Annotated in this window: 3 protein-coding genes and 2 pseudogenes; 1 reads left to right on the top strand and 4 read right to left on the bottom strand. The window is 37.6% G+C overall.

Annotated features, from left to right (window positions below):
* The 3 genes and pseudogenes from WB217_RS08975 to WB217_RS08965 all read right to left on the bottom strand — a co-directional run.
* Positions 1 to 448: pseudogene (locus tag WB217_RS08975) on the bottom strand (DNA polymerase III subunit beta); the annotation flags it as partial.
* Entirely contained in the window at positions 426 to 749 is a 324-nt protein-coding gene (locus tag WB217_RS08970) for a hypothetical protein (protein ID WP_423992669.1), read from the bottom strand. The gene WB217_RS08970 and the pseudogene WB217_RS08975, both read right to left, overlap by 23 nt.
* Before the next feature lie 123 nt (positions 750 to 872).
* Positions 873 to 1481, bottom strand: a complete 609-nt coding sequence (locus WB217_RS08965) for a class I SAM-dependent methyltransferase (RefSeq protein ID WP_423992667.1) — start codon at positions 1479 to 1481, stop codon at positions 873 to 875.
* A gap of 238 nt (positions 1482 to 1719) precedes the next feature.
* On the opposite strand from WB217_RS08965, the gene WB217_RS08960 reads away from it, so the two are divergent.
* The gene (locus WB217_RS08960) at positions 1720 to 1923 is read left to right on the top strand and encodes a thioredoxin (RefSeq protein WP_423992665.1); all 204 of its coding nucleotides are present in this window, start codon (positions 1720 to 1722) and stop codon (positions 1921 to 1923) included.
* A gap of 65 nt (positions 1924 to 1988) precedes the next feature.
* Here WB217_RS08960 and WB217_RS08955 read toward each other — a convergent pair.
* Positions 1989 to 2417 (bottom strand): annotated as a pseudogene (locus WB217_RS08955) (hypothetical protein); the annotation flags it as partial.

Raw genomic sequence — 2417 nt, 5'->3', positions numbered from 1 at the left:
GCCTTGAATAAAAGGTAATATCATGTGATTTAAATATGAGATAGCGATCAGAAGTATATAACGTTATTTCCTCAGAAGAACTGCTAAATAACCTGATTAATTCTTTTGCCGATTGCAAGGGTAAAATATATGTACCCTTAATTCCGTTAGCAATTTCCTGCTCACTTAATGCCAGTCTATGTGAATTAGTCGCAGCACAAATAAGCTTATTTACTTGAAAGGAAAGCAGCAAACCAGTAAGGACAGGACGAGAATCATTATGAGAGACAGCAATTGAGGTTTGTTTAATCATTTGGATTAAAGTATTCATTGGCATTTTAAAAGATTCCGTGCTTGTCAATTCTGGCAGCTTAGGAAAGTCATCAGGATTAAACCCGCTTAGCTGAATTTTTATTTCCTCAGACTGAATCGTTATTTTGTCATTTTCAACCAATGAAATGGTAATCATGTTTGGCATTTTCAACCAATGAAATGGTAATCATGTTTGGCATTTTTTTCACTAGCTCAAGTAAATATTTAGCTGATAAAATGATACTTCCACTTTCGTAAATTTCCATGCTGCCATCGCCTGAAAGTAAAATTTCTTTTTCGATAAATATGTCATGATTGCTTGCTGCCAGTGTCAAACCATCTGAATCGGCGGAAATTTTTATGCCGCCCAGAATAGCTGAATTTGTATTTGACGGTACAATCCTGATAATTTCTGTTATGGCTTGATGAAAGCTATCACGATCAATTTTAAAGTTCATTTAGAAAACCTCGCAAAATTTTTCTCTTACTAATATATTCGACATAAAATGAGGAAATTCCTGTAAATTCCTGCGCAAAAAAGCGATCTCCCTCAAAGGGAAATCGCTTAATCATTAGTACGTTTATTTAACTTTTTCCTTCTGTAAAATCAACTGCACAACATGTCCCATTCCGGTATGCAGTTCGCCTTCTTTTCTTTCTTTTTCACCGTAAAAGAAATGCAGTATTTTGTAGTCTTCTATCCATTTTAATAAATCACCCGGATGATAAAGCATATTGACTGTTTTAGGTCCGCCAGTTTTATAACGAACCTGATCCTCTGAATAAACCTCCATCATAAGGATTCCACCACCTTTTACACTAGAGAGCAACTTATCAAACACGGTCTTTTGATCCTTTTTATCAAAATGGCCAAAAACCATAATAGCTGCGTCAAACTCAGCGGTTGGTACTTCATCATTTATTAAATCCTTTTGTTCCGTATTTACGTTTACTCCATTCTGGTCGGCAAGAGCTTCTGTTTTCCTTAACCCATTAAGTGCATAGTCATAGGCAGTGACTTCATGTCCTTCCGATGCTAGGTATACAGCATTCCGCCCCTCACCTTCAGCGAATGCGGCTACCTTTTTATGATTTTGCAACCGGTGAGCTTGGCTTCGAATAAATTCATTAGGTTCTTCACCATACACATATTGCTCTGCTCCGAATCTTTCGTTCCATGGATTTACCATACGATCACTCCTTACTTTATCATTATACCCAATACCCTTTTTTTAGTATGATTAAAGAACACGGGGCTATCCTAGATTTAAAAGGGTATTAGTGCTGATAGGAGGTATGAATATGAATGAATTAAAATCGATAGAAGAAGTTAAAAGCTTGATTAATGATCATGAAGTAAGCTTTATCTATGTCTTAACTGACGGCTGAAGTGTTTGTCATGGTTTGCTTCCTCAGGTTGAGGAAGTGATGAAAGATTTTCCGAAAATCGAAATGGGTTTGGTGAACGCTGGAAAGGTAGAGGAAATCGCAGGATTCCTGATGGCTTTCACTGTACCAGTACTTGTCCTATATGTAGATGGCAGGGAATATTTAAGAGAAGCCAGGATCGTCCAAGTAGAAAAATTCAGAGACGATATGGCTAAAATTTATGAGGGTATTTTCGGAGAATAGTCACTTGCTGGAAAAACGCCTGGTTTTTTAACCAGGCGTCCTTTTTCAGAGAATGATTAACTTTTTTACATCATACTAACTAACTTGCCCTCCAAAGCATCAATATACCTCTTAGCGGATTTTTGAACGGATTGTTGGGCATTTTTCTTAATGACTCGATGAAAAGCATTATAAAGACGGTCAAAGTCTAAATCGTTAACTCTAGCGGCCATTTCCTGAACCTTGTTGGCAGGCAATGGAATGAGGTTAGGGTAACTGTACATGAAACTTACCCATTGTCGATCGGCCACTACTTGAATAATATCACCAGTGAGAAGTACGCCTTGCTTCTTCATATCATTTTCCCAGTGCAAAACACTTCCACCATTAAAATGACCACCCAAACGATACAATGTTACACCCGCATCAAGCTCCAGAGAATCACCAGACCAGAATATGATTTTGTCACTCGGCCTGGTGACCCATTGTTGATCTGCTTCATGGATGTATATGAT

It is taken from the genome of Mesobacillus sp., assembly GCF_049588175.1.
In the GTDB taxonomy this organism is placed as follows: Bacteria; Bacillota; Bacilli; order Bacillales; family Cytobacillaceae; genus Mesobacillus.
Note: the sequence above shows the minus strand (reverse complement) of the source record. Positions and strands in the feature narration are given on the sequence as shown.

Bases quoted from the DNA above. Each gene is read 5' to 3' on its own strand.
- WB217_RS08960 (WP_423992665.1), top strand. From the start codon at position 1,720: ATGAAAGATTTTCCGAAAATCGAAATGGGTTTGGTGAACGCTGGAAAG.
- WB217_RS08965 (WP_423992667.1), bottom strand. From the start codon at position 1,481: ATGGTAAATCCATGGAACGAAAGATTCGGAGCAGAGCAATATGTGTAT.
- WB217_RS08970 (WP_423992669.1), bottom strand. From the start codon at position 749: ATGAACTTTAAAATTGATCGTGATAGCTTTCATCAAGCCATAACAGAA.